Source organism: Variovorax sp. GW821-FHT10D07, assembly GCF_059415325.1.
In genome coordinates this window covers 102581-124514 of the sequence record NZ_JBWKMZ010000020.1, presented here as the reverse complement: position 1 = coordinate 124514, position 21934 = coordinate 102581, and the positions used below count along the sequence as shown (strand labels likewise).

The 21934-nt window shown below is 67.9% G+C and carries 19 protein-coding genes; 1 reads left to right on the top strand and 18 read right to left on the bottom strand.

Going from position 1 to position 21934, the window contains the following annotated elements; all coding sequences use genetic code 11:
- Nucleotides 1-200: 200 nt before the first annotated feature.
- The 7 genes from AC07PU_RS37815 to oxlT form a co-directional block, all read right to left on the bottom strand.
- Complete coding sequence (locus AC07PU_RS37815) at nt 201-503, bottom strand: formate dehydrogenase subunit delta (protein ID WP_093347774.1); 303 nt, start codon at nt 501-503, stop codon at nt 201-203.
- A gap of 42 nt (nt 504-545) precedes the next feature.
- Nucleotides 546-1430, bottom strand: a complete 885-nt coding sequence (fdhD, locus tag AC07PU_RS37810) for a formate dehydrogenase accessory sulfurtransferase FdhD (protein WP_495323088.1) — start codon at nt 1428-1430, stop codon at nt 546-548.
- 19 nt (nt 1431-1449) lie between these two features.
- Nucleotides 1450-4326, bottom strand: a complete 2877-nt coding sequence (fdhF, locus tag AC07PU_RS37805) for a formate dehydrogenase subunit alpha (protein WP_296781797.1) — start codon at nt 4324-4326, stop codon at nt 1450-1452.
- A gap of 21 nt (nt 4327-4347) precedes the next feature.
- Nucleotides 4348-5913 (bottom strand): formate dehydrogenase beta subunit, encoded by a 1566-nt coding sequence (locus tag AC07PU_RS37800; protein WP_495323087.1) that lies wholly within the window; start codon nt 5911-5913, stop codon nt 4348-4350.
- The gene (locus AC07PU_RS37795) at nt 5910-6401 is read right to left on the bottom strand and encodes a formate dehydrogenase subunit gamma (protein WP_495323086.1); all 492 of its coding nucleotides are present in this window, start codon (nt 6399-6401) and stop codon (nt 5910-5912) included. The genes AC07PU_RS37800 and AC07PU_RS37795 overlap by 4 nt, the downstream gene beginning before the upstream one ends.
- Before the next feature lie 462 nt (nt 6402-6863).
- Nucleotides 6864-7352: a gamma carbonic anhydrase family protein gene (locus tag AC07PU_RS37790; RefSeq protein WP_495323085.1), complete on the bottom strand. Its 489-nt coding sequence runs from the start codon at nt 7350-7352 to the stop codon at nt 6864-6866.
- A 53-nt stretch (nt 7353-7405) separates the two neighbouring features.
- Nucleotides 7406-8734 (bottom strand): oxalate/formate MFS antiporter, encoded by a 1329-nt coding sequence (gene oxlT, locus AC07PU_RS37785; protein ID WP_208513477.1) that lies wholly within the window; start codon nt 8732-8734, stop codon nt 7406-7408.
- Nucleotides 8735-9285: 551 nt separating this feature from the next.
- Here oxlT and AC07PU_RS37780 point away from each other — a divergent pair.
- On the top strand, nt 9286-9423 hold the full coding sequence (locus AC07PU_RS37780; RefSeq protein WP_172705325.1) for a hypothetical protein: 138 nt from the start codon (nt 9286-9288) through the stop codon (nt 9421-9423).
- 64 nt (nt 9424-9487) lie between these two features.
- On the opposite strand, the gene AC07PU_RS37775 is transcribed toward AC07PU_RS37780, so the two are convergent.
- The 11 genes from AC07PU_RS37775 to oxc all read right to left on the bottom strand — a co-directional run bounded on the left by AC07PU_RS37775 (nt 9488) and on the right by oxc (nt 21856).
- Nucleotides 9488-10417 carry a LysR family transcriptional regulator gene (locus AC07PU_RS37775; RefSeq protein ID WP_093347794.1) on the bottom strand — a complete coding sequence of 310 codons (930 nt, stop codon included), beginning with the start codon at nt 10415-10417 and terminating at the stop codon, nt 9488-9490.
- Nucleotides 10418-10505: 88 nt separating this feature from the next.
- Entirely contained in the window at nt 10506-11930 is a 1425-nt protein-coding gene (pyk, locus tag AC07PU_RS37770; RefSeq protein ID WP_495323083.1) for a pyruvate kinase, read from the bottom strand.
- Nucleotides 11931-11943: 13 nt separating this feature from the next.
- Nucleotides 11944-12954, bottom strand: coding sequence for a 2-dehydropantoate 2-reductase (locus tag AC07PU_RS37765; RefSeq protein WP_495323082.1), 1011 nt, complete (start codon nt 12952-12954; stop codon nt 11944-11946).
- Nucleotides 12955-13107: 153 nt separating this feature from the next.
- Nucleotides 13108-13875, bottom strand: a complete 768-nt coding sequence (locus tag AC07PU_RS37760) for a fumarylacetoacetate hydrolase family protein (protein ID WP_057590861.1) — start codon at nt 13873-13875, stop codon at nt 13108-13110.
- Nucleotides 13876-13938: 63 nt separating this feature from the next.
- Nucleotides 13939-14838 (bottom strand): succinate--CoA ligase subunit alpha, encoded by a 900-nt coding sequence (gene sucD / locus AC07PU_RS37755; RefSeq protein ID WP_495323081.1) that lies wholly within the window; start codon nt 14836-14838, stop codon nt 13939-13941.
- A gap of 329 nt (nt 14839-15167) precedes the next feature.
- Nucleotides 15168-16346: an ADP-forming succinate--CoA ligase subunit beta gene (gene sucC, locus AC07PU_RS37750; RefSeq protein WP_093347809.1), complete on the bottom strand. Its 1179-nt coding sequence runs from the start codon at nt 16344-16346 to the stop codon at nt 15168-15170.
- Nucleotides 16347-16381: 35 nt separating this feature from the next.
- The gene (locus tag AC07PU_RS37745) at nt 16382-16714 is read right to left on the bottom strand and encodes an HAD family hydrolase (RefSeq protein ID WP_057590858.1); all 333 of its coding nucleotides are present in this window, start codon (nt 16712-16714) and stop codon (nt 16382-16384) included.
- Nucleotides 16715-16967: 253 nt separating this feature from the next.
- Complete coding sequence (gene frc, locus AC07PU_RS37740) at nt 16968-18215, bottom strand: formyl-CoA transferase (RefSeq protein WP_093347812.1); 1248 nt, start codon at nt 18213-18215, stop codon at nt 16968-16970.
- Nucleotides 18212-18655 (bottom strand): PAS domain S-box protein, encoded by a 444-nt coding sequence (locus tag AC07PU_RS37735; protein ID WP_203202883.1) that lies wholly within the window; start codon nt 18653-18655, stop codon nt 18212-18214. The genes frc (AC07PU_RS37740) and AC07PU_RS37735 overlap by 4 nt, the downstream gene beginning before the upstream one ends.
- Before the next feature lie 83 nt (nt 18656-18738).
- Nucleotides 18739-19992 (bottom strand): formyl-CoA transferase, encoded by a 1254-nt coding sequence (gene frc / locus AC07PU_RS37730; RefSeq protein ID WP_296781790.1) that lies wholly within the window; start codon nt 19990-19992, stop codon nt 18739-18741.
- 25 nt (nt 19993-20017) lie between these two features.
- Nucleotides 20018-21856 (bottom strand): oxalyl-CoA decarboxylase, encoded by a 1839-nt coding sequence (oxc, locus tag AC07PU_RS37725; protein WP_209543639.1) that lies wholly within the window; start codon nt 21854-21856, stop codon nt 20018-20020.
- Between the last annotated feature and the right edge of the window lie 78 nt (nt 21857-21934).

The following is a 21934-nucleotide window of genomic DNA, read 5'->3' as shown; positions in this document are numbered from 1 at the left end:
ACTCGTCACCTCCTGCGTTGCAGCATTGCGTATGGGACGAGGATAACGTGTGATTGTTTATTTCAAATACACCCTCTCAGAAGGTGTGAAGGAACCGTCGCGAGCGCCCCGAGGTCGCGTCGAGGACCGGAGCCGTACTCACGTACGGCGAGGACCGCAGATGCGAGATCGGGGCGCGCAGCAGGTTCATTCGCACCTTCTCAGCCTGCGTCGCCGCCGCCTTGCGGATAGAGCAGCTTCGCCTCGGCCACCATGTGCCCGCCGTCGGGCAGAAGCTTGGCGCGGTGGTCGCGCACGGCCGTGGCCACGATCGGCAGCATCGCCTGCGCCTTGCCCTGGTCGAAGCTCTCCACCAGCGCCAGCCGCATGCTCGGTGCCCAGAAGGACTTGAGGTGCGCCGCGATGGCCTGCGTGGCCGCCCCGGCATCCGACGGGGTCTGGGCCTCGAAGAAGGTGCCGATCTGGTTGGCCATCTTGATCAATTGCACCGACTGGTCATGCATGCGCTGTGTCTCCGCTCGTTGTCGTCGTGAGGTTGTTCGTCATCAATGCGGGCGACGCCCGTTGGCTGCCGCGGCCGGCACCGTGTCGGCCGGCAGGCGCTGCGGGTGGCTGTAGACCCCCAGGTCCTCGCGCCGCGCGAAGCCCACCAGCGTGAGCCCGGCGCGCTGCGCGGTCTCGACCGCGAACGAGGTCGGCGCCGACACCGCCGCCAGCAGCGAGACGCCGGCCATCGCGGCCTTCTGCACCATCTCGAAACTCGCGCGGCTGGTCACGGCGATGAAGCCCGCCGCGGCATCGACCTCGTTGGCCGCGAGCGCGCCCACCAGCTTGTCGAGCGCGTTGTGGCGGCCCACGTCCTCGCGCAGCCACACCACCTCGCCGTCGGCCGAGCACCAGGCCGCGGCATGCACCGCGCCCGTGGCTTCCTGCAATGTCTGCAGCGACTGGAACTGCGCCATCGCGCGGCCGATCGCGGCGCGCTCGAACGACGGCCCCGCGGCCAGCACCGGCAGCTCGCGCGCCACCTGCGCCAGGCTCTCGGTGCCGCACAGGCCGCAGCCGGTGCGTCCGGCCAGCGAGCGGCGCCGCTGCTTGAGGCGCGCGAACGCGGCCGCCGAGACCTCGAGCCGCACCGTGATGCCGCGCTCGGCGCTCTCGACCTCGCTGCCGTAGAGCTCGTGCGCCGCCTCGAGGATGCCCTCGCTCAGCGAGAAGCCGAGCGCGAAGTCTTCCAGGTCGAGCGGCGTGGCCAGCATCACCGCGTGCGAGATGCCGTTGTATTCGAGCGCCACCGGCACTTCCTCGGCCACCCAGTCCTGCACCGCGAACGGCTGGCCGCCGCGCACGCCGCGCACCGGCAGCAGCCGCGCGCCTTCGCAGAAGGCGGCCGTGTCGGCGCTCGCGAGCGGCAGGGTGGCGATGTTCATGGCGCTGCGCCCTCGTGCCCTACTTGGCCGGCACCGTTTCGTTCGACGGCGCGGGCGCCGAGGCCGCGCTGAGCAGCTCGTTCTGCACCCGGTTGAAGCGGCTGTACTCCTGCTGCCAGGCCGAGGGCTGCATCACCGGCATCACCTGCACCGCCGTCACCTTGTACTCGGGGCAGTTGGTGGCCCAGTCGGAGTTGTCGGTGGTGATCACGTTGGCGCCCGACTCGGGGAAGTGGAAGGTGGTGTAGACCACGCCCGGCTGCATGCGCTCGGACACCGTCGCGCGCAGCACCGTCTCGCCCGCGCGGCTCTGGATGCCGACCCAGTCGCCGTCCTTCACGCCGCGTTCTTCGGCGTCGTGCGGATGCAGCTCGAGCCGGTCCTCGCCGTGCCACATGTTGTTGTCGGTGCGCCGCGTCTGCGCGCCCACGTTGTACTGCGACAGGATGCGCCCGGTGGTCAGCAGCAGCGGGAAGCGGCGCGTGACCTTCTCGTCGGTCGGCACGTACTGCGTGACGATGAAGCGCCCCTTGCCGCGCACGAACTTGTCGATGTGCATGGTCGGCGTGCCCTCGGGCGCCGCGTCATTGCAGGGCCACTGGATGCTGCCGAGCTCGTCGATGCGCTTGTAGCTCACGCCATGGAAGCTCGGCGTCAGCGCGGCGATCTCGTCCATGATCGCCTCGGGGTTCTTGTAGCTCATCGGATAGCCGAGCGCGTTCGCCAGCTTCACCGTGACCTCCCAGTCGGCCAGGCCGGCCTTCGGCGGCATCACCTTGCGCACGCGCGAGATGCGGCGCTCGGCGTTGGTGAAGGTGCCGTCCTTCTCGAGGAACGAGGAACCCGGCAGGAACACGTGCGCGTACTTGGCGGTCTCGTTGAGGAAGATGTCCTGCACCACCACGCATTCCATCGCCATCATGGCGGCGGCCACGTGCTGGGTGTTGGGGTCGGACTGCACGATGTCCTCGCCCTCGCAGTACAGGCCCTTGAAGCTGCCGCCGATCGCGGCGTCGAACATGTTGGGAATGCGCAGGCCCGGCTCGGGATCGAGCTGCACGCCCCAGGCGGCCTCGAAGGAACCGCGCGTGGTGCTGTCCGACACATGGCGGTAGCCCGGCAGCTCGTGCGGGAACGAGCCCATGTCGCACGAACCCTGCACGTTGTTCTGGCCGCGCAGCGGGTTCACGCCCACGCCCTCGCGGCCCACGTTGCCGGTGACCATCGCGAGGTTGGCGATGCCCATCACGGTGGTCGAGCCCTGGCTGTGCTCGGTCACGCCCAGGCCGTAGTAGATGGCGCCGTTGCCGGCGGTGGCGAACAGCCGCGCGGCGGCGCGCATCTCGGCGGCCGGCACGCCGGTGAAGGCTTCCGTGGCCTCGGGCGACTGCTCGGGGCGCTCGACGTAGGCCTTCCATTCGGCGAACGAGGCGGTGTCGCAGCGCTCGGCCACGAACGCGTCGGCCATCAGGCCTTCGGTGACGATCACGTGCGCGAGCGCCGTGACCACCGCCACGTTGGTGCCGGGGCGCAGCTGCAGGTGATGCGCGGCGCGGATGTGCGGCGACTTCACGATGTCGATGCGGCGCGGGTCGACCACGATCAGCTTCGCGCCCTGGCGCAGCCGCTTCTTCATGCGCGAGGCGAACACCGGGTGGCCGTCGGTCGGGTTGGCGCCGATGACCATGATCACGTCGGACTTCTCGACCGACTGGAAGGTCTGCGTGCCGGCCGATTCGCCCAGCGTCTGCTTCAGGCCGTAGCCCGTGGGCGAATGGCACACGCGGGCGCAGGTGTCGACGTTGTTATTGCCGAAGCCCGCGCGCACCAGCTTCTGCACCAGGTAGGTTTCCTCGTTGGTGCAGCGCGAGGAGGTGATGCCGCCGATGGCATTGCGGCCGTACTTCTCCTGCAGGCGCTTGAACTCGCCGGCCGCGTAGTTGATGGCCTCGTCCCAGCTCACTTCCTGCCACGGGTCGGTGATCTTCTGGCGGATCATGGGCTTGAGCATGCGGTCCTGGTGCGAGGCATAGCCCCAGGCGAAGCGGCCCTTGACGCAGGAGTGGCCGTCGTTGGCCTTGCCGTCCTTCCACGGCACCATGCGCACCACCTCGTTGCCCTTCATCTCGGCCTTGAAGGCGCAGCCCACGCCGCAGTAGGCGCAGGTGGTGATCACGCTGTGCTCGGGCTGGCCGAGCCAGATCACCGACTTCTCCTGCAGGGTGGCGGTGGGGCAGGCCTCGACGCAGGCGCCGCAGCTCACGCACTCCGACTCCATGAAGGGCTGGTCCTGGCCCGGCGACACGCGCGACTCGAAGCCGCGGCCGCTGATGGTCAGCGCGAAGGTGCCCTGGGTTTCCTCGCAGGCGCGCACGCAGCGGTTGCACACGATGCACTTGGAGGGGTCGTAGGTGAAGTACGGGTTCGACTCGTCCTTCTCGCTCTTGATGTGGTTGGCGCCGTCGAAGCCGTAGCGCACGTTGCGCAGGCCGGTCACGCCCGCCATGTCCTGCAGCTCGCAGTTGCCGTTGGCCGAGCAGGTCAGGCAGTCGAGCGGATGGTCGGAGATGTAGAGCTCCATCACGCCCTTGCGCAGGTCCTGCAGCTTCGGCGTCTGCGTGCGCACCTTCATGCCGGCCTCGGCCGGCGTGGTGCACGAGGCCGGGAAGCCGCGGCGGCCCTCGATCTCGACCAGGCACAGCCGGCACGAACCGAAGGGCTCGAGGCTGTCGGTGGCGCACAGCTTGGGCACCTGGATGCCGGCGTCGACGGCCGCGCGCATCAGCGAGGTGCCGGCCGGCACGGTGACCTCGGTGCCGTCGATCTCCAGCGTGACCTCGCGCTCGGATTCGCGCTTGGGCGTGCCGTAGTCGGTTTCCTTGAGATGGTTCAACATGTCTTTGCTTTCTCTGGGGGCTCAGGCGGCCTTGCGGTCGGGTGCCTCGATGCCGAAGTCCTGCGGGAAGTGGTCGAGCGCGGAGAGCACCGGGAACGGCGTCATGCCGCCCATCGCGCACAGCGAGCCATGGACCATGGTGTTGCACAGGTCGCGCAGCAGGATCACCTGCTGCGGCCGGTTCTGGTTGCCGCGGATCTTGTCGATGACCTCGACGCCGCGCGTCGAGCCGATGCGGCAGGGCGTGCACTTGCCGCACGACTCGAGCGCGCAGAACTCCATCGCGTAGCGCGCCAGCTTCGACAGGTTGGCCGTGTCGTCGTGCACCACGATGCCGCCGTGGCCCACCGTGCCGCCGACGGCCGCGTAGGCCTCGTAGTCCAGCGGCAGGTCCCACTGCGACTCGGGCAGGTAGGCGCCCAGCGGGCCGCCGACCTGCACCGCCTTGATCGGCCGGCCCGAGGCCGAGCCGCCGCCGTAGTCGTAGAGCAGTTCGCGCAGGGTCACGCCGAAGGCCTTCTCGACCAGCCCGCCGTGCTTGATGTTGCCGGCCAGCTGCATCGGCAGTGTGCCGCGCGAGCGGCCCACGCCGTAGTCGCGGTAGAAGGTGGCGCCGCGCGCCAGGATGATCGGCACGCTGGCCAGCGTGATCACGTTGTTGATCAGCGTGGGCTGGCCGAACAGGCCCTCGATGGCCGGCAGCGGCGGCTTGGCGCGCACGATGCCGCGCTTGCCCTCGAGGCTCTCGAGCAGCGCCGTCTCCTCGCCGCAGACGTAGGAGCCGGCGCCCTTGCGCACCGCGAGCCGAAAGCGCTTGCCCGAGCGCAGCACGTTGTCGCCGAGGAAGCCCGCGGCCTCGGCATGGCGGATCGCCTCGTTGAGCGCGGCGATCGCGTGCGGGTATTCGGAGCGCACGTAGATGTAGCCCTGCGTCGCGCCGGTGGCGATGCCCGCGATGGTCATGCCCTCGATCAGCACGAAGGGGTCGCCCTCCATCGTCATGCGGTCGGAGAAGGTGCCCGAGTCGCCCTCGTCGGCATTGCAGACGATGTACTTCTGCTCCGACGGCGTGTTGAGCACCGTCTTCCACTTGATGCCGGCCGGGAAGGCCGCGCCGCCGCGGCCGCGCAGGCCCGAGTCGAGCACCTGCTGCACGATGTCGGCCGGCGCCATCGCGAGCGCGGCGCGCAGGCCCGCGTAACCCTCGTGCGCCTGGTAGTCGGTCAGCGACACGGGGTCGGTGATGCCGACGCGCGCGAAGGTCAGGCGCTCCTGCTTCTTGAGGTAGGGAATCTCGTCGGTGGGACCGAGCGACAGCGGATGCGAGCGCGCGCCCGTGCCCAGCCCGGCATCGAACAGCGCCGGCACCTCGTCGACCGTGACCGGGCCGTAGGCCATGCGGCCCGCGGGCGTCTCGACCTCGACCAACGGCTCGAGCCACAGCATGCCGCGCGAGCCGTTGCGCACCAGCTCGATCGCGAGGCCGCGCGCGGCGGCTTCCTGCGCGATGCGCTGGGCCACGGCGTTGGCGCCGACCGCGAGCGCCGCGGAATCGCGCGGCACGTAGATCTTCACGGCGGCGTTCATGCGCAATCTCCCGCCTGTGCGACCAGGGTCTCGAAGCGATGCGGCGTGACGCGCGCATGCGGCTCGTCGTCCAGCGTCATCGCGGGCGACGAGGCGCACAGGCCGAGGCAGAACGCCGGCTCGAGCGTGAAGGCGCCGTCCTTCGTGGTGCCGTGCACCGCGCAGCCCAGGTGCTTCTCGGCATGCGCGAGCAGCGCATCGGCGCCCATCGATTGGCAGGCCTCGGCGCGGCAGATCTGGATCACGTGCCGGCCCGGCGGCTCGGCGCGGAAGTGGTGGTAGTAGGTGATCACGCCATGCACCTCGGCGCGCGAGAGGTTCTGCGCGTCGGCGATGGTCTGCACCGCATGCGAGGGCACGTAGCCCAGCGTGTCCTGCACCTCGTGCAGGATCGGCAGCAGCGCGCCCTGTTCGTCCTCATGCGCGGCGAGCACGCGGCGCACCTCGGCCAGTTCGTCGGCCGCGGAAAGTCGCGGGGCCTCGCTCATTGGCCGGCCTCCACGCATGCCGCGGGTGCGGCCAGGTGCGGTGCTGCGTACGCGTTCAGCGCTTCTGTTGTCATGGTCCCGTCCGATCTGGTGCCGTTGCCGGTCCGCCGCTGTCTGCCTGCCGGCGGATCCGTTGTCATCGTGGCGTCAATTCGCGCTCGCCTCCCTGTGCGGGGACCGGAAGCCGCGCGCGGTCATCTGCCTCGGGATTCACTGTCGATGAATCGCGCGCGGATGACCTTGACGCAGGTCAATTTCCATCGAAACAGGGGTGGTGTCAATGCGAGCGAGCCCTGTGAAAAGGACTCTTTCGCTGGGCCGCGGCCGGAATATCCGGGGGCCTCGCGGGGAGGCGTGCGAACCGTTCGCAACACCGAGGTATTCCGCGCGCGAATCCGTCGCGACACGTTGAAACGGAACGAGAAGAACGCGGGGCCGTTCGCGCCGGCGGCCCCGCGCGGATCAGCGCGCGGCCAGTTCGCGCGCGCGCTGCACGAGGCGCGCGGCCTCGGCATCGTCGACCTGGCCTGTGACCTTGGCCGGGCGGCCCGAGATCAGCGAGCGGTCGGGAAAGATCTTGCCCTCGGTCAGCAGCGCGCCGGTGGCGACGATGCATTCGCGGCCCACCACCGCGCCGTTGAGCGCCACGGTGTCCTCGCCGACCACCGAGCCGTCGCCGATGGTGCAGCCATGCAGCATCACATGCCGCTCGACCGTCACGTCGGCCCCGATGGTCATCGGGAAGCCCGGGTCGGCATGCAGCATCACGCCGTCCTCGAGGTGGCTGCCCGCGCCCACCGTGATGGGTTCGTTGTCGCCGCGCAGCACGCAGCGCGGCCCGATGCTGCTGCGCGCGCCGAGCACGACCTGACCGATCACGCTCGCCGTGTCCGCCACGCGCGCGCTGGCGTCGATGGACGGTTCATGTTCGTCGAGTCTGTAGAGGGTCACGCCGTTCTCCTGGACAAAGGCGTCGATGGTAGCGGCTCGCGACCCGCCGGCGCTCAGTGCGGGAGTTCGCTGCGTTCGATGTGTTTGCGGCGCATGGGCCGCAAGACGAACCAGGCCATCAGCGCGGCAACGGCATTGACGCCGCTCGCGACGAAGAACACCGCCTCCCAGCTGCCGGTGCTCGCGGCCAGCACGCTCGACAGCGGCACCAGCAGCGAGGCCGTGCCCTTGGCGGTGTAGAGCATGCCCGCGTTCGAGGCCGCGTACTTGCCGCCGAAGGTGTCGGCGCAGGTCGAGGGGAACAGGCTGTAGATCTCGCCCCAGGCGAAGAACACCATGCCGGTCAGCACCACGAACAGCAGCGGGTTGTGGCCGTACTTGTAGAGCATCAGGATGCCGACCGCCTCGATCGCGAAGGCGATGAACATGGTCTGCTCGCGGCCGATCTTGTCCGACACCCAGCCGAAGAACGGGCGCGTCAGGCCGTTGAGCACGCGGTCGATCGCCAGCGCGAAGGTCAGCGCGGGCAGCACCAGGCCCATGATGTTCACCGGCACGTCGATGATCTTGAAGTCCTTGGCGATCGGCGCGAGCTGCGCGGTCGCCATCAGGCCGCCGGCGGCCACCATCACGAACATCGCGTACATCACCCAGAACACGGGCGAGCGCAGCACCTCGGAGGGCGCGTAGTCGCGCCGCGACTGCTGCACGTTGCGGGTGTTCACGGCCTTCGAATGCTCGGGCGCGCGCGTCAGCATCCAGGCGAGCAGGAACACGATCAGTCCCTGCCCGATCCCAAAATACAGGAAGGCGGCCTCGTAGCCGCTGTTCTTGATCATGGCCGAGATCGGGATGATGGTGAGCGCCGAGCCCGCGCCGAAGCCGGCCGCGGTCAGGCCCGCCGCGAGACCGCGCCGGTCGGGGAACCACTTGAGCGCATTGCCCACGCAGGTGCCGTAGACCGCGCCCGCGCCGATGCCACCGATGGCCGCCGCGATGTAGAGCACGGGCAGCGAGGCCGCGAAGGAGTTGATCACCCAGCCGATGCCGCAGAGCACGCCGCCCACCAGCACCACGGGACGCGGGCCGAAGCGGTCGACGAGGTAGCCCTCGATCGGCACCAGCCAGGTCTCGGTGAGCACGAAGATGGTGAAGGCCACCTGGATCGCGGCGCGGCTCCAGCCGTGCTTCTCCGCGATCGGGTTGACGAACAGGGTCCAGCCGTATTGGAGGTTGGCGATCATCGCCATGCACACGATGCCGATCAGGAGCTGCCCCCATCGGTAACTGTGCGAGCGCTGCGCCGCCGCGGCGCCAGAGTGTCCCGAGGGGGAATAGATCGCGGGGTTCGCACCCGCGATCGTGGTCGTTTGCCGAGTCATTGAATGTCCTTCATCTTTGTGTTTGAGTTGAAGTCCGGCGGATCGCATCGAGGCGCCGCCGGTTTCGTTCCGAGTCACCGGTCCCCGAAGCAGAGATGCGAACAAGTACGGCGTCGCATCACGCAATCGACACGCTTCGGCTGATCCTCCGGTCCCGTCGGCCCCGCTTCGCGACACCGTCGACCCGCAGCCTCCTGCGTGCGGATGACTGTCGGGTGCAGCGACCCAAAAACTCTTGACCCTCGTCAAGTTCCCTCGAAGGGACCCGGCCGCGGACCCCCGTGGATTCCCTAGCATGGTCGTCTTAGCGTGCGATGAGAACGCTGGCGACGGCGCACGGGTCGCGCGACGCGAGGCGCGGCTTGATGCAAGTCGGTGGCGTCTTCGGCAGGTCCCTCGCGATCGCGTCGACCGCATCGCAGCCCACTCTGGAGTGCTTCGGCGCGCCCTGCTCGCGAAAAGGACATGTCACTCGTGGTTTGCCCTAATCCAGGGTAAACCCTATAATTCGGAGGTTCGCATTCCCACCCACCCGCATTCGGAGCACATCCATGAACAACACCGCACTGAATTCCACCGCCCTCAAGGCCCCCTCCTTCGCCTCGAACGGCGTGCTGCGCGACCTGATCGCCGCGCTGCCGATCGTGATCTTCGCCAAGGCCGTGCGCGCCGCGCTGCAACAGCGTTGAGAGCCGGAGCCCTCGAGGCTCCACCCCGAAGAGAGAGCGCCGCGAGCGCTCTTTTTTTTCGCCTTCAGATCGCCGGATCGAAGGGCACGATCTGCGAGATCAGCGCGGTGCCGTCGTTCAGCAGGAAGTCCTTGAAGGCCTGCGCCACCGGCGGCAGCCGCTTGCCGCGGCGGTGCACCACGTACCAGTTGAGCATCAGCGGAAAGCCCTGCACGTCGAGCACCCGCACGCTGCCCGCGCGCAGCTCCTGGCTGATGGTGTGGGCCGACACGAAGCTCACGCCCATGCCCGCGATCACCGCCTGCTTGATGGTCTCGGTGCTGCGGATCTCCATCGCGATGTTGATCTCGGACAGCGCGGCGCCGAAGCCCTCCTCCATCGAATGCCAGGTGTCGGACGCGCGCTCGCGCACCACGAAGGGCTCGCGGATCAGCCGCTTGAGCGGCACGCCCTTCACGCCCACCAGCGGATGCGTGGGCGCCGCGATGATCACGTAGGGATGCGGCGCGAACGGCTGGTTCAGCGTGTCGAGGTCGGTGGGCGGGCGCACCATGATCGCGAGGTCGGTGAGGTTCTCGGCGATGTGCGTGAGCAGGCCCTCGCGGTTGTGCACCGTGAAGTTCAGGGTCACGCCGCGATGCCGGCCCGCGAACTCCACCAGCAGGCGCGGAAAGAAGTAGTCGCCCGCGCTGATCACGCCCACGTTGAGCTTGCCGCCCGAGATGCCCTTGAACTGCAGCATCGCGTTCTCGGCCGCCTCGAACTGCTGGATGATCGCGCGGCTGAGCTGCAGCAACTCGGTGCCCGCGGCAGTGAGATAGACCTTCTTGCCGAACTGCTCGAACAGCGTGTTGCCGGCGTGGTCCTCGAGCTTGCGCACCTGCGTCGACACCGCGGGCTGCGTGAGGTGCAGCTCCTCGGCCGCGCGCGAGAAACTCAAGAGCCGCGCCACCGCCTCGAAGACCTTCAACTGGCGCAGGGTCGCGTGCTTCATGGGGATTCCTGGAGAACTGCTTCGTTCGGAAGTCCCATGCTATGGCCGGCGGCGCGCGCGCCGCATGACCGCGGTCAAGTATTCGCGATCAGGAATGGTTTGGAATACGCGCGACGTGCAGCAGGTTGGTCGTGCCCGACTGGCCGAAGGGCAGGCCCGCCACCACCACCACCTTCTGGCCGGGCTGCGCGAAGCCCTCGGCATGCGCGGTGCGGCAGGCGCACTCGATCATCTCGCCCACGTCGTGCACGTCGTCCACCAGCACCGCATGCACGCCCCACACCATGGCCATGCGGCGCGCGGTCGCGATGTCGGGCGTGAGGCTCAGGATCGGCACCGCGGGCCGCTCGCGCGCCGCGCGCAGGCTGGTGAAGCCCGAGGAGGTGTAGGTCACGGTGGCGGCCGGCGCGAGCAGCGCGGCCACCTGGCGCATCGAGGTGCAGACCGCGTCGGCCGTGGTCGACTGCGCGCTCTCGTGCGTGGCGTCGATGCCGGTGCGGTACGAGGGATCGGCCTCCACGCGCGCGACGATGCGGTCCATCATCGCCACCGCCTCGAGCGGGTACTTGCCCGAGGCCGACTCGGCCGAGAGCATCACCGCGTCGACGCCGTCGTAAACGGCGGTCGCCACGTCCGACACCTCGGCGCGCGTGGGCACCGGCGCGGCGATCATCGACTCGAGCATCTGCGTGGCCACCACCACCGGCTTGCCGCGCAGCCGGCAGGCACGCACGATCTGGCGCTGCAGCTCGGGCACGCGCTCGGGCGGCAGCTCGACGCCGAGGTCGCCGCGCGCGACCATGATGCCGTCGCAGCGATCGACGATGGCGTCGAGGTGCTCGATGGCCGCGGGCTTCTCGAGCTTGGCCATGATGGCCGCGCGCGTGCCGATGATCTCGCGCGCCTCGTCGATGTCCTCGGGCCGCTGCACGAACGAGAGCGCCACCCAGTCCACGCCCATCGCGAGGCCGACGTCGAGGTCGTCGCGGTCCTTCGGCGTCAGCGGCGAGATCGGCAGCAGCACGCTGGGCACGTTGACGCCCTTGCGGTCGGAGATCGGCCCGCCTACCAGCACGGTGGTTTCGGCGAAGTCGGCGCCGTGGCGGTCGACGCGCAGCCGCAGCTTGCCGTCGTCGAGCAGCAGCTCGGTGCCCTCCTGCAGCGCGGCGAAGATCTCGGGATGCGGCAGCGGCGCGCGGCGGCCGTTGCCGCTCGCGCGGTCCATGTCGAGCCGGAAGCGCGCGCCCGCCTCGAGCTGCGCGCGGCCGCCCTCGAAGGTGCCCAGGCGCAGCTTCGGCCCCTGCAGGTCGAGCAGCACGCCGATCGGCCGGCCGAATTCCTTCTCGAGCCGGCGGATGGTCTCGAGGCGGCGCGCATGGTCGTGCTGCGTGCCGTGGCTGAAGTTGAGGCGGAACACGTCCACGCCACGCTCGAACAGCGCGCGGATCGCGGGCTCGTCGGAAGTGGCGGGACCGAGCGTGGCCACGATCTTGGCGCTGCGAAGGCGTCGCATGGTGTCGGTGTCCTCAGGCGAGTTCGCGCAGCCGGACCTGGCCGCGCTGTTCTTCCATGGTCCGCGCGAGCAGCTTCACGAGCGAATACACGGTGTCGATGTGCGGGGTCGAGGTCTCGGTGAGCCGCGCGAGCTCGACCACCGCGCCGACCAGCGCGTCGATCTCGGGCGCGCGGCCGGCTTCCACGTCCTGCAGCATCGAGGTCTTGTGCTTGCCGACCTTCTCGGCGCCCGCGATGCGCTTCTCGAGCGTGACGCGGAACTCGATGCCGAGCTTGTGCGCCACGGCCTGGGCCTCGCGCATCATCGCGGCCGCCAGTTCGCGCGAGGGCGGGTACTGGCAGATGTCGACCAGGGTCGAGTGCGAGAGGCTGCTGATCGGGTTGAAGGTCAGGTTGCCCCAGAGCTTGAGCCAGATCTCGGCGCGGATGTTGTCGAGCACCGGCGCCTTGAAGCCCGCGTTGGCGAAGCAGGCCGCGATGCGCTCGACGCGCTCGGTGGTCGCGCCGTCGAGCTCGCCGACCGGGAAGCGGTCGCCCTCGATGTGCTTGATGACGCCGGGCGCGATCAGCTCGGAGGCCGGATAGACCACGCAGCCGATCACGCGCCGCGGCGGGATCTTGGCGTTGAGCACGCCTTCCGGGTCGACGCTGCGCACGGTGGTGCCCTCGAGCACGCCGCCGTGCTTCTGGAAGTACCAGTAGGGAATGCCGTTCTGCATGGTCACGACGGCGGTCTCGGGCCCGAAGAGCTTGGCCACGTCGTCGGCCACGGCCTCGACCTGGTGCGCCTTCATCGCGAGGATCACGAGGTCCTGCGGCCCCGCCTCGTCGTAGCGGTCGGTGGCCCGCACGTTGCGCGCCACCTGCTCCTCGCCCTCGGCCGACACCAGCTTGATGCCGTTGGCGCCGATGGCCTGGAGGTTGGCGCCGCGCACGATGAAGGTCACGTCCTCCCCGGCCAGCGCGAGTTTGGCGCCCACCAGGCCGCCGATGGCCCCCGCGCCGATGATTGCTATCTTCATGTCGATCCCCAAGAGTTGAAATTCTTCGCGTCACAAGATGTGAAGAAACCGTAGCGAGCGCCCCGAGGTCGCGCCGAGGACCGGAGCCGTACTCTGTACGGTGAGGACCGCAGGTGCGAGATCGGGGCGCGCAGCAGGTTTATTCACGTTTTGTCAGCCGAAGCGGTTGGAGAGGCGGCCAATGCCGTCGATCTCCACCTCGACCAGGCTGCCGGGCTTCATCGAGCCCACGCCCACGGACGTGCCGCACAGGATCACGTCGCCGGGATGCAGGCTCATGTCCTGCGAGATGAGGCTGACCAGCCGCTGCACGGAAAAGCGCATGTCGCTGATCGGATAGTTCTGCCGCTCCTCGCCGTTCAATACGGTGCGCACCACCAGCGTGGCGGGATCGAGGCCGGTGGCGATGGCCGGGCCCATGGGGCAGAAGGTGTCGAAGCCCTTGGCGCGCACCCACTGCGCGAACGAGGCGTCGCGGTTGAGGATGTCGGCCACGGTGACGTCGTTGGCGCAGGTGTAGCCGAACACGTGCTCGAGCGCGCGCTCCTCGGAGACGGCGGTGGCGGTCTTGCCGATGACGATGCCAAGCTCTCCCTCGAACACGACCTTGCCGTCGCACAGCGGCTTGCGGATCGGCGCCTCGTGCGCCGAGAAGGAGTTCGGTGCCTTCAGCAGGTACAACGGCTCCTCGGGCACGGCGAGCTTGAGCTTCTCGCCGAGCGCGTGGAAGTTGTTCCACAGCGCGATGACCTTGGTCGGCTCGCTCGGCGACAGCAGGCGCAGGCCGGCCAGCGCGAACACGCGGCCGGTGGGCTCGGGCGTGCCGTACATGTCGCCGCGGTACTCGCGCACGGCGTCGTCCTCCAGGGTGCCGAAGGCGGCTTCTCCGGCGTGTTCGAAACGGACCCAACGTTGTGGCATGTTGTGCTTTCTTTTGATGCTGTGAATGCGGGTGGGTCGACAGGCGCTGCGCGGGTGCGAGGCCTAGTCGAACGGCAGGTAGTCGGGGACGACCAGCGAGGCCAGCAGCTTCCCCATCTCGGCCGGGTTGTCGGTCACGTGGATGCCGCAGGCCTTCATGACGGCGAGCTTCTCCTGCGCCGTGCCCTTGCCGCCGGAAATGATGGCGCCCGCATGGCCCATGCGCTTGCCGGGCGGCGCGCTGGCGCCAGCGATGAAGCCGACCACGGGCTTGCGCATGTGGGCATGGATCCAGCGCGCGCACTCTTCCTCGGCATCGCCGCCGATCTCGCCGACCATGATGACGGCGTCGGTGCGCGGGTCGTCGTTGAACATCTTCAGCACGTCGATGTGCCGCAGCCCGCCGACCGGATCGCCGCCGATGCCGACCACCGTCGACTGGCCAATGCCGAAGCGCCCGAGCTGGCTCGCGGCCTCGTAGGTCAGCGTGCCCGAGCGCGAGACCACGCCGATGCGGCCGCGCTGGTGGATGTGGCCCGGCATGATGCCGATCTTGATCTCGTCGGGCACGATGAGGCCGGGACAGTTGGGCCCGAGCAGCAGGGTCTTGCGCCCTTCCATGCGGCGGCGGGTACGGATCATGTCGCGCACCGGAATGCCCTCGGTGATGCAGATCACGAGGTCGAGCTCGGCATCCACCGCTTCATCGATGGCGGCGGCGGCGAAGGCCGGGGGCACGTAGATGACCGACACGGTGGCGCCTGTGCGGGCCTTGGCTTCCTTGACGGTGCCGTAGATGGGAATGCCGGCCATGGCCTGGCCGGCCTTCATGGGATTGACGCCGGCGACGAAGCAGTGGCGACCGTGGCCGTACTCGAGGCAGGCCTGGGTGTGGAACTGGGCGGTCTTGCCGGTGATGCCCTGCGTGATGACGCGGGTGTGGCGGTTGATGAGGATCGACATCTTGTTGTTCCTTTACCGCTCTGTTGGGTACGTTCTCGATGCGTTGGGGGCGCGTGCACAGGACAGCGGGTACTTCCCTCCGCGAATGTCCCCCGCCTTCGGCTCCTCCTTTATTTCGCTGCGGGAAGCACCCACTGCCCTGTGCACGGAGGCGCTCGGGTCGTGCCGGCCGATCAAGCGCAGCGCGTCTGGCGCGCGCCGATGGGGTGCTCCCCGCAGCGAAATAAAGGAGGAGCCCGAAGGGCGGGGGACATTCGCGGAGGGGAGTACCCCGTCGGCGCGAGCCCGCAACGAACGACAAAAAGCCCGTTGAAAAAAGCAGCAGCAATTCATCGCTGCCCCTTAGGAACCCGAGCCACGACAACCGCCTGCCGAGCCGCCTCGCCGATATCCTCGGCCCCGATGATCTGAAGCTCCGACTGCGCGAGGATGGTCCGCCCCAGGTCCTCGTTCGTGCCCTTCATGCGCACCACCAGCGGCACCGACAGGGCCGTTTCGCGTGCCGCTGCGACGATGCCGTGGGCGATCACGTCGCAGCGCATGATGCCGCCGAAGATGTTGACCAGCACCGCCTTCAGCCGCGGATTGCGCAGCATCAGCTGGAAGGCCGCAGTGACCTTCTCCACGCTCGCGCCGCCGCCCACGTCGAGGAAATTGGCCGGCGATCCACCATAGAGCTTGATCGCGTCCATCGTCGCCATCGCGAGGCCCGCGCCGTTCACCAGGCAACCGATGTCGCCGTCGAGCGAGATGTACGACAGGTCGAACTTCGAGGCTTCGATCTCCGTCGGATCCTCCTCGTCGAGGTCGCGCATCGCTGCGATCTCGGGCTGGCGGAACAGCGCGTTCGGATCGAAGCTGAGCTTGGCGTCGAGCGCCATCAACCGACCGTCGCGCGTGCGCACCAGCGGGTTGATCTCGGCCAGCGAAGCGTCGCTCGCATCGAAGGCCTGGTAGAGCTTCTGCATGAACTCGCGCGCCTGCACCACGTCGCGGCCCGCGAGCCCGATCGAGCGTGCGAGCGCATCGGCCTCGGTCGCCTTGATCCCCGTCTCGGGGTCGATGAACAGCGTGTGGATCTTCTCGGGCGAGCGCGCGGCCACCTCCTCGATGTCCATCCCGCCTTCGCTCGATGCCATCAGCGCCACGCGCCGCGCACCGCGGTCGACCACCATGCCGAGGTAGAACTCCTGGTCGATCTCCACCCCCTCCTCGACCAGCAACTGTCTCACCACCCGGCCCTCGGGTCCCGTCTGGTGCGTGCGCAGCGTCATGCCGAGCAGCGCCTGCGCATGGCGGCGCACCTCCGCGCCCGACCAGGCCAGTTTCACCCCGCCGCCCTTGCCGCGGCCGCCCGCATGGATCTGCGCCTTCACCACCCACGAACGCCCGCCGAGCCGGGCCGCGGCGTCGGCCGCCTCGTCGCTCGTGCGGCAGACGAAACCGCGCGGCGTCGCCACGCCATGGCGGCGCAGCACTTCCTTGCCCTGGTATTCGTGGATGTTCATCGAATCAGCCGTCGGTTTAATTGTTCAATTGCAATTCAGGCGCCGAGTTCGGCACCGCGGCATTCGGCCCAATTGAAATGGCGCTTCGACAGCGGCGCGGAACCTTCGCCTTCGCGGCGCTTGTAGGCTTCCTTCTTCTGTTCGATCGCATCGGCCAGGAATGCCGCGTCGTAGGCGCGCAGCAGATGCGGATGATTCGCCTCGAGATAATGGCCAATGCGCTTTTCGGGTTCCTGCGCCGTGCCCATCAGGTCGCAATAAGTTTGACGGTCCCAGTGCCAGCGCAGCCCCAATTCGTAGAAGGCGGCGTTGTAGGCATTGCGTTCGGTTTCATCGAGCCAGTATTGAACGGGCGTGAGGTTCTGCATGGTCTGCTCCTTTCGAATGACTGCCGTGCGGTGAATTGAATGACTTGCCGGCATGTTCAAACTGTAGAAGTGCAGAACGATAAATAACAGTCAAACTATTTTATTGAGAGCATTCATTTGGAGTTATGCATGACTCCAATTCAATTCAAAGAAAGAAGACGAACGAATCCCTTCGCCGCCGGCCATGCCATTGGCAAATCGATTACGGATTCGTTCGAATTGGCGCGGAATTACCGCGCCGCGTTCTTCGTTGTCAGATCACGCGTTCGGCGCGCAGCGCCGCCACGTCTTCCAGGCCGTAGCCCAGCTGCATCAGCACTTCCTCGGTGTGCTCGCCCAGGAGCGGCGAGCGCTTCACCTCGGTGGGGCTGTCCGACAGCTTGATCGGATTGCCCACCGTCAGGTACTTGCCGCGCGTGGGATGGTCGACCTCGACGATGGTCCCGGTCTCGCGCAGCGATTCGTCGGCGGCGATCTCCTTCATCGAGAGGATCGGCCCGCACGGAATGTCGTACTGGTTCAGGATCTCCATGGCCTCGAACTTGTCCTTGGTCATGGTCCATTGCTCGATGCGCGCGAAGATCGGCTTCAGGTGCAGCAGGCGCGCGGCCGGCGTGGCGTAGGCCTCGTCGGTGATCCAGCCTTCCTCGCCGATCACCTTGCACACCGCCGGCCACACGGCCGCCTGCGTGATGAAGTAGATGTAGGCGTTGGGGTCGGTCTCCCAGCCCTTGCACTTGAGGATCGAGCCGGGCTGGCCGCCGCCCGAGGCATTGCCCGCGCGCGGCACCGCGTCGCCGAACTTGCCGTCGGGATATTGCGGGTATTCGTGCATGGTGCCCGTGCGTTCCAGCCGCTGCTGGTCGCGCATCTTCACGCGGCACAGGTTGAGCACCGCGTCCTGCATCGGCGCCAGCACCTTCTGGCCGCGGCCGGTGCTGTTGCGCTGGAACAGCGCCGCCAGGATGCCGAGCGCGAGATGCAGGCCGGTGCCGCTGTCGCCGATCTGGGCGCCCGTCACCATCGGCGGGCCGTCCTCGAAGCCGGTGGTCGACGCCGCGCCGCCAGCGCACTGCGCCACGTTCTCGTAGACCTTGCAGTCGGCGTACTTGCCGGGGCCGAAGCCCTTGACCGAGGCCACGATCATGCGCGGGTTGAGCTTCTGGATGTGTTCCCAGGTGATGCCCATGCGGTCGAGCGCGCCGGGCGCGAAGTTCTCGACCAGCACGTCGCAGGTCTTGATCAGCTCGTCGAGCACCTGGCGCCCCTTGGGGTTCTTGGTGTCGAGCGTGATCGAGCGCTTGTTGTGGTTCAGCATCGTGAAGTAGAGGCTGTCCACACCGGGAATGTCGCGCAGCTGGCCACGCGTGGCATCGCCTTCGCCGGCGCGCTCGACCTTGATGACGTCGGCGCCGAACCAGGCCAGCAGCTGCGTGCAGGTGGGGCCGGATTGCACGTGGGTGAAATCGAGGATGCGGACACCCTCCAGCGCTTGACTCATCGACTGTCTCCTTCTTTGATCGTGGTTTCCGCTTCTAGCAGACGAGCGCGCAGTTTGCGCTCTTCCGCAAATCGGGCTGTCTCGTCGCGGACGATGGCGACGATGCCCGAGACCTCGCGTTGTGGCGAAAACAGCATCGACACCGTGAAGGCGATCGACAAGGTGCGGCCGTCCTTGTGCAGGGCCGGCACGCGCAGCAGATCGGCACCGTATTTGGTGATGCCGGTGTCCATGGTCTTGTGGTAGCCGTCCCAGTGGCGCTGCCGCTGGCGCTCGGGAATGATGAGGTCGAGCGAGCGACCCAGCGCCTCGGCTTCGGTGAAGCCGAAGATGCGTTCGGCCGCGGGGTTCCACAGAACGATGGCCCCGGCCGCATCGCACACCATGATGGCATCGCCCGCCCCTTCGACGAGCTGCCTGAAATCCACTGAAGCTTGCATGCTGGCCTCCCGCCTCGACGCATCCGAAATACCGCGCCCCCCGGCGCTTCGTGGACTGGAAAAGCCCCGGGGGAACGCCTGGGTCAGACTGCCTTCGCTTCGTGCAGCGCGGCGATCTGCTGTTGGCTGTAGCCGAGTTCGGCCAGCACGTCGTCGGTGTGTTCGCCCAGCAGCGGCGAACCGGTGATCTCGGGCTTGAGGTCCGAGAACTTGATCGGGCTGCCCACGGTGAAGTAGGTGCCGCGCTCCTTGTGCGGCACTTCCACGATCGAGCCGCTCTTGCGCAGCGATTCGTCGTTGAGCAGTTCCTTCATCGTCAGCACCGGCGCGCAGGGGATGTCGAACTTGCGCAGGATGTCGACCGCCTCGAACTTGGTCTTGTCCTGCAGCCAGCCCTCGATGGTTGCGAAGATGTCGGTGATGTGCGGCTGGCGTGCCTTGGCGGTCATGTAGTCGGGATCGGTCTTCCACTCGGGCTTGCCGATGGCGTCGCAGATCGGTGCCCAGGCATGGCCCTGCACGGTGAAGTAGATGTAGGCGTTCGGGTCGGTCTCCCAGCCCTTGCACTTGAGCACCCAGCCCGGCTGGCCGCCGCCGCCGGCATTGCCGCCGCGCGGCACCACGTCGCTGAAGGTGCCGTGCGGGTACTGCGGGTATTCCTCGAGGTAGCCCAGGCGATCGAGGCGCTGCTGGTCGCGCATCTTCACGCGGCACAGGTTGAGCACGGCGTCCTGCATCGAGCAGGCCACGCGCTGGCCCTTGCCGGTCTGCTCGCGGCCGATGATGGCCGTGAGGATGCCGATCGCCAGGTGCATGCCGGTGTTGCTGTCGCCCAGCGCCGCGGCGCTCACGGTCGGCGGGCCGTCCCAGAAGCCGGTGGTGGAGGCGGCGCCGCCCGCGCACTGCGCGACGTTCTCATACACCTTCAGGTCGTCGTAGTGGTGGCCGTCGCTGAAGCCCTTGACCGAGGCGACGATCATCTTCGGGTTCAGTTCCTGGATGCGTTCCCAGCTGAAGCCCATGCGGTCGAGCGCACCGGGGCCGAAGTTCTCGACCAGCACGTCCGATTCCTTGATCAGCTTCTCGAGCACCACCTTGCCCTCGGGCTGCTTGGTGTCCAGCGTCAGCGAGCGCTTGTTGCTGTTGAGCATGGTGAAGTACAGCGCGTCCACGTCGGGGATGTCGCGCAGCTGCGAGCGCGTGACGTCGCCGGCGCCGGGGCGCTCGACCTTGATCACGTCGGCGCCGAACCAGGCCAGCAGCTGGGTGCAGGCCGGACCGGCTTGCACGTGCGTGAAGTCGATGATCTTGATGCCGTTGAGAGGTTTGTTGCTCATGTCGAATCTCCTGGAATGAAAGGAATCACTTCTTCTTGGCCGTGGCCGGATTGAGACTGGTGATGCGGCCGCTCTCGGTGCCCGCGGTCTCGTCGATGACGGCATTGATCAGGGTCGGGCGGCCCGTGGCGACGGCCTCGGTCAGCGCCGCCTGCAGCTCGTCCGCGGTGGTCGCATGCACGCCCACGCCGCCGAAGGCTTCCATCAGCTTGTCGTAGCGCGCGTTCTTCACGAACACGGTGGGCGCCACGTCGGGCGTGCCGCTCGGGTTCACGTCGGTGCCACGGTAGACGCCGTTGTTGTTGAACACGATCACGCAGATCGGCAGGTTGTAGCGGCAGATGGTCTCGACCTCCATGCCGCTGAAGCCGAAGGCGCTGTCGCCCTCGATCGCGATCACCGGCTTGCCCGTGACCACGGCCGCGGCCACCGCGAAGCCCATGCCGATGCCCATGATCCCCCAGGTGCCCACGTCGAGGCGCTTGCGCGGCTCGTACATGTCGACGATGCTGCGCGCGAAGTCCAGCGTGTTGGCGCCCTCGTTGACGACGATCGCATCGGGCCGGGCCTTGACCTGGTCGCGGATCACGCTGAGCGCGCTCTGGAAGTTCATCGGCGAGGGACGCGCGGCGAGCGTGGCGGCCATCTTCGACAGGTTCTTGTCCTTGCGCTCGGCGATCGCGCCGGTCCACTCGGTCGGCGGCTTGGCCCACTTGGCGTCGATGCCCGCGAGCAGCGCGGCCACGCAGGAGCCGATGTCGCCGATCACCGGCGCGGCGATCGCCACGTTGCTGTCGATCTCGGTCGGCGCGATGTCGATCTGGATGAACTGCTTGGCGCCCTTGTCCTGGCCCCAGGTCTTGCCCTTGCCATGCGAGAGCAGCCAGTTCAGGCGCGCGCCCACCAGCAGCACCACGTCGGCCTCCTGCAGCACGTAGGAGCGTGCGGCGGCGGCCGATTGCGCATGCGTGTCGGGCAACAGGCCCTTGGCCATCGACATCGGCAGGTAGGGAATGCCGGTCTTCTCGACCAGCGCGCGGATGTCGGCATCGGCCTGGGCGTAGGCGGCGCCCTTGCCCAGCAGGATCAGCGGGCGCTTCGCGCCCTTGAGCAGATCGAGCGCGCGCTGCACGGCATCGGCGGCCGGGATCTGGCGCGGCGCGGGGTCGATGACCTTGATCAGCGAGTTCTTGCCCTTGATGGCGTCCATCGTCTGCGCGAACAGCTTGGCCGGCAGGTCGAGGTACACGCCGCCGGGGCGGCCCGAGACGGCCGAGCGGATGGCGCGCGCGATGCCCACGCCGATGTCCTCGGCGTGCAGCACGCGGAACGCGGCCTTGCACAGCGGCTTGGCGATCGCCAGCTGGTCCATCTCCTCGTAGTCGCCCTGTTGCAGGTCGACGATCTCGCGCTCGCTGGAGCCGCTGATCAGGATCATCGGGAAGCAGTTGGTGGTGGCGTTGGCCAGCGCGGTCAGGCCGTTGAGGAAGCCGGGCGCCGACACCGTGAGGCAGATGCCGGGCTTCTGCGTGAGGAAGCCGGCGGCAGCGGCGGCATTGCCGGCGTGCTGCTCGTGGCGGAACGAGATCACGCGCATGCCCTCGGCCTGCGCCATGCGGGTCAGGTCGGTGATCGGGATGCCCGGCAGCGCGAAGATGGTGTCGATGTCGTTCAGCTTCAGCGCATCGATCACCAGGTGGAAACCATCGGTGGTTTCCGCTTCCGGCGCTTCCTGCGTCATCTGCTGGAGGGCGCGCGCGACGAGTTGCTGATCGTCGGCGGCGCCGTTGGCTGGCCGACTCTTGGGCTTGATCGCCTCATCGAGCGTCGTGGCCGCCTCTTTGGCTGTGCTAACTGAAGACATGTCTCTCCTTCTGCTGGGGTGAATGGCCGAGGCCCGAGCCGCGACTATGATTCGGGCCATCCTTTCGGCCGTTGACCT

What these genes read in the sequence shown, in the direction of transcription:
- AC07PU_RS37765 (WP_495323082.1), bottom strand. Translation starts at nt 12,954, where the DNA reads ATGAAGATAGCAATCATCGGCGCGGGGGCCATCGGCGGCCTGGTGGGC.
- AC07PU_RS37745 (WP_057590858.1), bottom strand. Translation starts at nt 16,714, where the DNA reads ATGCAGAACCTCACGCCCGTTCAATACTGGCTCGATGAAACCGAACGC.
- AC07PU_RS37815 (WP_093347774.1), bottom strand. Translation starts at nt 503, where the DNA reads ATGCATGACCAGTCGGTGCAATTGATCAAGATGGCCAACCAGATCGGC.
- AC07PU_RS37780 (WP_172705325.1), top strand. Translation starts at nt 9,286, where the DNA reads ATGAACAACACCGCACTGAATTCCACCGCCCTCAAGGCCCCCTCCTTC.
- frc (WP_296781790.1), bottom strand. Translation starts at nt 19,992, where the DNA reads ATGAGCAACAAACCTCTCAACGGCATCAAGATCATCGACTTCACGCAC.
- AC07PU_RS37800 (WP_495323087.1), bottom strand. Translation starts at nt 5,913, where the DNA reads ATGAACGCCGCCGTGAAGATCTACGTGCCGCGCGATTCCGCGGCGCTC.
- sucC (WP_093347809.1), bottom strand. Translation starts at nt 16,346, where the DNA reads ATGAACATCCACGAATACCAGGGCAAGGAAGTGCTGCGCCGCCATGGC.
- sucD (WP_495323081.1), bottom strand. Translation starts at nt 14,838, where the DNA reads ATGTCGATCCTCATCAACCGCCACACCCGCGTCATCACGCAGGGCATC.
- AC07PU_RS37795 (WP_495323086.1), bottom strand. Translation starts at nt 6,401, where the DNA reads ATGAGCGAGGCCCCGCGACTTTCCGCGGCCGACGAACTGGCCGAGGTG.
- AC07PU_RS37775 (WP_093347794.1), bottom strand. Translation starts at nt 10,417, where the DNA reads ATGAAGCACGCGACCCTGCGCCAGTTGAAGGTCTTCGAGGCGGTGGCG.
- fdhD (WP_495323088.1), bottom strand. Translation starts at nt 1,430, where the DNA reads ATGAACATCGCCACCCTGCCGCTCGCGAGCGCCGACACGGCCGCCTTC.
- oxc (WP_209543639.1), bottom strand. Translation starts at nt 21,856, where the DNA reads ATGTCTTCAGTTAGCACAGCCAAAGAGGCGGCCACGACGCTCGATGAG.
- AC07PU_RS37735 (WP_203202883.1), bottom strand. Translation starts at nt 18,655, where the DNA reads ATGCAAGCTTCAGTGGATTTCAGGCAGCTCGTCGAAGGGGCGGGCGAT.
- fdhF (WP_296781797.1), bottom strand. Translation starts at nt 4,326, where the DNA reads ATGTTGAACCATCTCAAGGAAACCGACTACGGCACGCCCAAGCGCGAA.
- AC07PU_RS37760 (WP_057590861.1), bottom strand. Translation starts at nt 13,875, where the DNA reads ATGCCACAACGTTGGGTCCGTTTCGAACACGCCGGAGAAGCCGCCTTC.
- frc (WP_093347812.1), bottom strand. Translation starts at nt 18,215, where the DNA reads ATGAGTCAAGCGCTGGAGGGTGTCCGCATCCTCGATTTCACCCACGTG.
- oxlT (WP_208513477.1), bottom strand. Translation starts at nt 8,734, where the DNA reads ATGACTCGGCAAACGACCACGATCGCGGGTGCGAACCCCGCGATCTAT.
- pyk (WP_495323083.1), bottom strand. Translation starts at nt 11,930, where the DNA reads ATGCGACGCCTTCGCAGCGCCAAGATCGTGGCCACGCTCGGTCCCGCC.